A 7,319-nucleotide genomic window follows, 5' to 3' on the forward strand; every position below is an offset into this window, starting at 1 on the left:
AATCAACACCTCCAATGCTTCCCGTTCTGCCTCCCAAGAACCTGTCCGGTGAACGTTCGGTGAACTGTTCGGTGAACTGTTCGGTGAACTGTCCAGGGAGATAGTTTCCTGACTATCTTCGGTAAACCCTTCGGTTAATAATGCCTCAAAGTCTTCAAAGGTTCCACCCCTTTCCAAATGGTTGTGCAAGCGATCCAGCTCCTCAAGCTGTTTGCCGGACACAAAAGAGCGAGTTCCCTCTTTGTTGGCCTTGATATTCGCATGTTTTAGTCGCTCATAAAGGGCGGTGCGACCTATGCTATATCGGCTCTGTAAATCTTTGATGGGAAACTTGTCTATTTCTTGAACCATAACCGTTTGCTGGATGTTCGGTGAATGTTCACCGGATGTTCACCGGATGTTCACGCTCACAGTTTATATCACACTATCTTCGGTGGAAAGGCTTCATCAAGTAACCTAGTATTTCCCCCAAGACATGTCTGGGTTTTGGCGATTTCGATGCCCTCCTGTGGCCTGGTTCGGTTCCACCTGGGAAAGATTGATATGTCCTCGGGTTTTCGGCACAATCAAAAAAGCGATCGCTCAAGCGCGGAAGCTGAGGCTGTTAGCCACGCTTTGCGAACGCTTCCGGAGCGAAACGTTGACTTTGCCAAATTACACTCTTAACTGTCCGGCAAAAGAAGTCCCACATCTCTATGCGCAGCATGAGTGCTTAAAGTTACCGTAAGATAGTGGAGCTTTTATGGTTAGTCGGTTATGGGCAAAAGGGTTAAATCTTTTGTAATAAAGCTCCACTATCTAAGGTTTCGTCTCCAGGGATGAATTTTGCACAGAGTCTTTAGGATCCGGAAAACGAGCTATCAAACTTCTTAGTAATTCAGATGAAGTCATTCCTCTTCTATCAGCCTCTTGTTTTAGTTGCTGTTTTTCAAAACTGGTTAATCTGATCACGAATCTTTGATATTTCATTTTAGTGTTGACATTTGTTGTAACATACGTTATCCTAATAATAGGTCGAAAAACAGGAGATGGCAACAATGATATCAGCTTATCAGTACCGACTAAGGTTAACAAAAAAACAGGAAACAGAGGTCGAAAGGTGGTTGGATATGTTGCGCCACCAGTACAACTATTTACTTGCTGAAAGATTTAGTTGGTACGAGCAGAATCGTTGTTCCATTAACTCTTGTCCTTTGGTCTGTCATCTACCAGAATTAAAAAATAATCCCGACTACTTTTCACAGCAAAATTCTCTGCCTCAGTTGAAGAAAGACAGACCCTGGTACAAGGTGGTTCAGTCTCAAGTCCTACAGAACTGTGTCAAAAGAGTTGATTTAGCTTTTAAGCGTTTTCTAAAGGGCGATAGTAACGGAAAAAGAAGTGGGAAACCAAGGTTCAAAGGGAAAAATAGATATAAATCCTTCACATTTCCTTCTTTATCCAAAAACCCAATAAATGGAAACATTCTAACTCTCCCAAAATTTGGAAAAGTTAGAATGATCTACCATAGACCTATTCCAGAAGGGTTTAAGGTCAAAACAGCCACTATAACCCGAAAAGCTGATGGTTACTACGTCACACTGTCAATTCAAGATGATACCGTACCGGAGATTGTCCCAGTAGACAGTGTAACCAGCTCCGTCGGAATAGACATGGGACTCAAGTCGTTTCTAATAAAGTCTGATGGTTCAGAAGTTCCAATTCCTCAATACTACCGAAAGGCTCAGAAACGACTAAAGAAAATTCAAAAAGCTGTTAGCAGATCTAAGAAAGGTAGTAACAACAGGAAAAAAGTTGTCAACAAACTGGGGAAAGCTCACAAAAAAGTGGCTGATACCCGAAAAGATTTTCACTTTAAAACCGCAAAAGAGTTATTGGGCAATCACGATTTAATTGCCCATGAGAAGTTAAATATAAAGGGTTTAGCTAAGTCTAAAATGGCCAAGTCTGTTTTAGACGCTGGGTGGGGTCAATTTCTGTCTATCTTGTCAAACAAAGCCGAAAATGCTGGTTTGGTCACGGTTGCAGTAAATCCTCGCAATACCAGCCAAAACTGCTCCAATTGTGGAGCAAAAGTTCCAAAAAAACTAAAAGATCGCATCCATTCTTGTCCTCATTGTGGTTATGTGGCGGACAGGGATGTAAATGCAGCGATCAATATATTGAATTTGGCGGTGGGGCATCCCGTCACTAGTAAAGCTTACCGAGTAACCGAACCGTTGGGTGGTGTTGGTAAGAAGCCCACACTGTAATCTTTGATTCAGTGTGGGAGTATGTCACGTCATGTGGGTACGATTGGCTATAGGCCAGGCTACGCGAACGCTAAAAAAGTGAAAAAATCGGTCATGAAACAACTTAGATATAACATCCCTAAAGGCTACAAGCCATAAGACACTTGCTAATTTCCAATACTGCTTCTTCCCCTGCTCAATTACGAGCGGGGTTTGTTAATTTTTTGGAAGTAATCAAGCTAGGTCTTCTATAGATATCACCATGACTTGAGGGGGTTGGGATTTCTTTTTTAGTCTTGCCGGTAAGTCTTGTGAAATACTTGCCAATGACCTTGGCTGACTAAAAAATACCTTTTCTTTGTCTCCATCAATAATGCGCTTCAAGCTGTCAATCATTGTCGTGAGGTGCTCTTGAACTCTGATTCTGTCTTCTATTTTTTTGAGTAATATCAAAAACTTAAAATGAACCCCTGGAGTATCGTCTCTAAAATAATAGAGAGCGTAACCTGGTACTCTCAACTTCTTGGAAGCTCTGATCTTAAAGTCTGAGACCCACTTAAGTCCTTCCGTACTTTCTGGAACACCTGGAATATTCCTACTCTCGTCAATAATGCGCTGTAAATTGTCTTTAGACACAATCCTTGGATTCAATATTACTAAGCTAAAAGGGTCGTGGATAGACCCCCAGGAGCATTCTGCTGAATCTTCTTTGATTTTGAACTTAACTGTAGGATAGTTTTTTTCCATTTTGTTGATGCGAGCGCTTCTGATGGAAGTTCCGCTTAACTATGTATCTTTAGTCTAACTTAGTAACAATAACCAGGGGATAAACTTCCTCGTAATAAACATTCTTTTGCCCAGGCTTTTCGACCCGAGTCTCAGCTCCGAAAGTCCGAAAAGGCTGGTCACCTCCCCCGACTAGCATCTCCCCAGACGCTGGGGACTAAGCAGATCAGGTTATATGCCCTTGGTTGCAGGGTAAACCGATGGGAGTCGGAATCTAGGGAGCAGAATGGGACTTCGGAAGAGTGTTGAGGTTGCGAGTGACCCAGACCTTTGCCTCTCCGTTGTTCCTCGCTTCATCAGGTTCAACCTCAGCTAGCACGGTTGATTTAGCTTCGATAACCTCAACCGGCTGCTCATCATCGAACGGTTCCAGGTCTTCCTCTATCCCATCCATGTACTCATCCGTCGCCGTAGTTCCGGGAGCGATAAAACCTCAGGCTCTTGCGATCGCACCCTAAGGACATGTGATCGTACCCTAAGACCATGCGATCGCTACCATTGGTCGATGTGTTTACCCTAGGACTACTGTAGGTGAAGGTGCGTACGCCCTTACACCACCCACTTTTTTCTCTAAAACGGAACCACTCCGACTTAGACTGGCTACCACACAAATAAACACAAATAAACACAAATTAATCCTCTTCCCCAGTGATAGTTAAGTGTAATCAAACCGATCTATCATTTTTCTGATTGTGAATGGAACATTAAGCCACGTTTCATCCTTGATTTCGTCCCAGAAAGGAGAACGAATATAGAATTTCACGGCTCCTTTTAAGACATCTGAGCCGACTTGAGCTGCTCTCTCTAGTTGGGAGATTACTCTTGCTACTACTCCTGTTGGTTGGTCTTCCGTAATAGTGTCTAGATGGGATGTCTCTTTTTTATCTTTACCAGACGTGGACACATCTTTGTGAGCCAAGGCCAGTTGCTGCTTCTCGGAATCTCTCTGGTACCAGTAAGCGAATAGGCTTTGCCGTTCACCCCAGTCACGGAGTTGGTAAATCCAGTGCCTGATGCCTCGCCTGGTCTCCCGCCCAATCCGTACTAAACCTATACCCAGATGACTTAGTAATTTTTTGAGTATCTGTATGGGAGTTTCTGATTCCTTGAACTGACCAAGCTCGAGCGCACTTAACTGCCACCTAATTATGGGGGTAATAACTTTTCGTTTGAGTTCGATTAGAACCGGATCGGAGTTTTTAAGCTTTCGATTAGACTGGAGCAATTCTTTGATGCCGAGAACCTCAAACGCCTTAATCTTTAATCCCTTTTGAGACCCATTGAAATCGGGAGGGAATAGCCCCCCTTGTTCTATTTGGAACTGGGCGCTCTCTTTGCTCTTATTGGCAACGTAAGAACGTCCCAAAGTCAAATAATAAAGAAGTCTAAATCTGGGGAAATGCCCTTTGTCGTCCAGTTCTAGTAATTCAGGAGTAACGTCCCCCCAACGCTTGCGCATCTCCCAGTTTCTTTCTTGGTGCCTTTCTTCCTTGGTTTTGGCTTGTTTGTCTTTGCACGCTAGGTACTCTGACTCATTAAGAAATGGCTGAGCATGGGAAATCGCTTCCCTTGAGGCTAAGTAGCTTTTATCTCTACAGTCTTTGAGGGATTCTCTGATTACTTGGTCACTATCGTGGCTCAGTTCAACGGAAATTATCTTATGTCCTTCTGCCTCTAGCTCGGTAAAAATTTGTTCATCATATTTAATTAATCCGGCATTGTGTCTTGTCGCCATCTTTGCCCAACATTTCAATGTCTCGGGTTGAAAGTTCTCTAACTCGTCAATGTCAGAGACTGACGAGAGTTCGGGTAAATCCGCTTGCCGTAGAAATTTGAGATTAGCTCTCAGCATAGCGTTCTGAGCAGCTATCAGTGACTGCCAAGAACTAGAACCGTTACCTACTTTTCCCATTCCATGGGGAGCAACATACAAGTGTCTGTCTACTGGCTCCCGGAGTCTGGCTAGGGATTGTCTGACGCTACTCTCGGACTGAACACCTTGGGCGATACCCCATACTGATGTGAAATGTTTTTTGAGATCGATACTCACCCCAGTTTCAATGGAGGGTGATGCAAGAACAATGTCATAATTTGATAGGATTTCATTCAGCTTGGTGATTGAACCAAATGCTTCATGATTCGGGTCTGCTACACTCTCAGAATCTATTCTTAGGATTTTCTTATTTGGGAATAGCTCTCGCAGATGATTCTCTAAGTTTTGCGTGCTCCACATGGATTTCTCTTTCTGGGCTGACAAGCACACAAAGGGCTTACCACCCTGGGTGATTTCTTTCTCCAGATTTTTCACCAAAGTCTCTGGTTTTGGATAGCGATAAACAGTCCAACCATCGAATTTATAATCGTTACGAATGATAAACGGTTCGGTTTTTGTCAACGTTTTTAGGTAATCAATGGTTATATCGCTTAGGTCTGCATCAGCAGCTATAACCTGAGCTGCTCCTTGGATTAATGTCTTGAAAGACTTGAGTATGGGAACCCGATATTTTTGACAGGTTGAAGAGTTGAGTATATGCCAAAGTACCTGCTCAGCTTCATCAAGAATCACCAAGCATCCTTCCCAATTTTCAGCTTTAAATTTGGCTTGGGACTTGAGGTGAAGAGAATCACCACAAAGACCGTATCCAAACAGTGCTCCTTCCGTTGAGTTAAGAACGTCGGTGATGTAATTTATGCCAAAACGTTGACAAAGAGCTTTAGTTAGTTGTATCCGGTGAGTGATGACCAGAATCGGCTGTCCATTACGTATTGCTTCTTCTACTAGGGGGACAAGGGATTCTGTTTTCCCTGTCCCTTTGGGTGACTTGATTCCAATTAGTTTCGCTGATTCAGGGATGCTTAATTCTCCGAGAAAACGTTGATTGAGGTGAGTATCTGGAAGATAGGTTAGTTGACGAAGCTGTCTGGCTTTCCAAATATCCAAGGGTAAGGCGTTGTCAATAGCCTGGTCGAAAGCTGGCTGACCATGATTGACTATCAAGTCATCGCACCCTTTCCCGTCCTTTGGGTTCCAGTTGATAATTTTGACTTCAGCCTTTTTCTCAGCCAGTAATCTACCCAGTCGCTCTTGGGCTCTATTGACCATAGTGATGGTCTTTGGTTTTTCGTCCTGGTCGAATGCCAGATAAAATTTTCTGCCTGCTTTGGCTAAGACCTCAAGCTCTGGGATCAGCTCTCGTTTCTTTTGCCCACGCTCGTCCCTGACCCGATAACCACTGTTGACTCCTGGGACTGCGATCGCCACATAGCCAGCACTGAGTAATGCCCCGGCTTTCTTGGCTCCCTCGGTTATCACGATTGGGACTTGTGGGTTGTCGATCACCCATTGCCAAAACCAGTTACATCCATTTGAATTGAGAAAATTTGGCTCACACTCATACCTACTGGCGATTTGTTGTCCCAGAGCTAAGGGAATCTGGAGGGCAAACACTCCCGTAGGCTCTTTGGGTGGGTGCTCGTATTTGATGCGTTTGTTACGCTTATCTGGGTTTCGTCGCGGCTTGTCCGGTTTAAAGCACCCCCAAAGAGCTAGTTCTCCAGTGAGTAGATCAATGCCTGAGCACCACCAGCCACCGTGCTCAATGTGGCCATAGCGTTTGAGCATGTGGTCACGAATTCTGCCATCATTGCGCCGGGGAATGTTATCTGAGTATAGAAGATAGTCGAAAGCCTCATTGTCACTGCAAGAAACAACATTCAGTGCGATAATGTGGCGATTAACGGCTGAATGCTGCCATTCTCGATAATGCTGTTTTAATACGTTATTTAGAGTTATTTCATCCGATAGAAGCCCTATCGCGCTTTTTATAGTAAAATTCGACATAGTAAGATTTATATTTGTTGTGTTACCCCGTCCTGTCTTTGTTAAAAGAGTTTGAGGATGGGGTTTTTATTATGTTTTAAATTTGGTTGTGATAATTATATTCCATAAAGCAAACAAGTAAGACAAGTTTAAAATATTTTTTAGTAAACTTAGTTATTTGTTAACAAATATACATAAAATCGGGTCAGTGGTAAGGGTCGTTTTATGGCTTTTGGGGGAATAGGGTATTTAGGGACTCCCATTCTCATTGGAGTGGTTCTGATGGATTTGGTTGCGATCGCCAAAGGCGCATCAGTCACGGGACGATCGCGAATACTTACTCTGTCTGATATTGATCAGAAACTTCTCTATGGACAAGATCAATTCGGGTAAAAGACCCATCAACTTCCTGTGTTAGATCTGAATCGTAGTTAAACACCACTCCAAAATCCACACTAAGAGCTGCCTCCAGTCTTCTTAAC

The 7,319-nt window shown here is 43.4% G+C and carries 7 protein-coding genes; 1 reads left to right on the top strand and 6 read right to left on the bottom strand.

The window, feature by feature from the left end; translation table 11 throughout:
• The coding region (locus F6K53_RS34470) for a hypothetical protein (protein ID WP_366511384.1) at positions 1-351 on the bottom strand (351 nt) is incomplete at its 3' end.
• A gap of 686 nt (positions 352-1,037) precedes the next feature.
• Here F6K53_RS34470 and F6K53_RS34475 point away from each other — a divergent pair.
• Entirely contained in the window at positions 1,038-2,252 is a 1,215-nt protein-coding gene (locus F6K53_RS34475; RefSeq protein WP_293026784.1) for a transposase, read from the top strand.
• 213 nt (positions 2,253-2,465) lie between these two features.
• Here F6K53_RS34475 and F6K53_RS34480 read toward each other — a convergent pair whose 3' ends face one another.
• From F6K53_RS34480 to F6K53_RS34500, 5 genes are all read right to left on the bottom strand, one after another.
• The gene (locus F6K53_RS34480) at positions 2,466-2,867 is read right to left on the bottom strand and encodes a hypothetical protein (RefSeq protein ID WP_293026751.1); all 402 of its coding nucleotides are present in this window, start codon (positions 2,865-2,867) and stop codon (positions 2,466-2,468) included.
• 160 nt (positions 2,868-3,027) lie between these two features.
• Positions 3,028-3,156, bottom strand: a complete 129-nt coding sequence (locus F6K53_RS34485; RefSeq protein ID WP_293026748.1) for a hypothetical protein — start codon at positions 3,154-3,156, stop codon at positions 3,028-3,030.
• 75 nt (positions 3,157-3,231) lie between these two features.
• Positions 3,232-3,411 carry a hypothetical protein gene (locus F6K53_RS34490; protein WP_293026745.1) on the bottom strand — a complete coding sequence of 60 codons (180 nt, stop codon included), beginning with the start codon at positions 3,409-3,411 and terminating at the stop codon, positions 3,232-3,234.
• 4 nt (positions 3,412-3,415) lie between these two features.
• Positions 3,416-3,646: a hypothetical protein gene (locus tag F6K53_RS34495; protein ID WP_293083804.1), complete on the bottom strand. Its 231-nt coding sequence runs from the start codon at positions 3,644-3,646 to the stop codon at positions 3,416-3,418.
• A 26-nt stretch (positions 3,647-3,672) separates the two neighbouring features.
• Positions 3,673-6,858 (bottom strand): plasmid replication protein, CyRepA1 family, encoded by a 3,186-nt coding sequence (locus tag F6K53_RS34500; RefSeq protein ID WP_293083807.1) that lies wholly within the window; start codon positions 6,856-6,858, stop codon positions 3,673-3,675.
• Positions 6,859-7,319: the final 461 nt, after the last annotated feature.

This window comes from Moorena sp. SIO4A1 (assembly GCF_010672065.1).
In the GTDB taxonomy this organism is placed as follows: domain Bacteria; phylum Cyanobacteriota; class Cyanobacteriia; order Cyanobacteriales; family Coleofasciculaceae; genus Moorena.